The sequence below is a fragment of the Isoptericola sp. BMS4 genome, from assembly GCF_011634835.1.
In the GTDB taxonomy this organism is placed as follows: domain Bacteria; phylum Actinomycetota; class Actinomycetes; order Actinomycetales; family Cellulomonadaceae; genus Isoptericola.
The window spans coordinates 1-683 of record NZ_SIRP01000026.1; the positions used below are offsets into that span (position 1 = coordinate 1).

Annotated in this window: 1 pseudogene; it reads left to right on the forward strand. The window is 72.5% G+C overall.

What is annotated here, in order from left to right:
* Positions 1-683, forward strand: a pseudogene (locus EYB28_RS19820) (MFS transporter); the annotation flags it as partial.

Below are 683 nucleotides of genomic sequence, written 5' to 3' on the forward strand. Positions count from 1 at the left end.
CTCGTCGCCAAGTACCAGATCGACCCGGCGCAGACCGGGCTGCTGTTCTCCGCCGAGCTGGGCGCGTTCAGCCTCGCGACCCTGCCGGCGTTCCTCTGGCTGACACGTGTGCCGCTCGCGGTCTCCGTCACCACCTGCATGGTGCTCGTGGCCGCGGGCCAGGTGGTCTCGGGCTTCGTGGAGGACTTCGGCGTGCTTCTCGTGGTGCGCGTCCTCACCGCGCTCGCCGCGGGGTCGGTCCAGGTCGTGCTGCTCTCCCTGAGCCCGCGGACCCGCAACCCCGGTCGTGCCTTCGGGATCTACGTCGTGGCCTCCCTCGTCCCGGGCGTCCTGATCATGGCCGTGTTCCCCGTGGTGTACCAGGGAGCCGACGTCGCGGCGATCTACTGGACCCTGGCCGTGATGACGGTCCTGGGTCTCGCGGTCGTCCCGCTCCTCCGAGGCGTCTCGCTGCGCCGGCCGACCGCCGCCGCGGCGGGGGGAGCCGTGCCTCGCGTCGTGGCGGGGACGGCGGGACGCTTCGCTGCCGGGCTCGCAGCCATCGTGCTGTTCTACGTCGCGCTCAGCGGGGTGTGGACGTTCATGGCACAGATCTCGGTCGGGGCGGGTAGCGCGGAGGGTGCGACGAGCCTGGTGCTGTCGGTGGCGACGGCGGCGGGCATCGCGTCGGCGGTCGTGGCGAC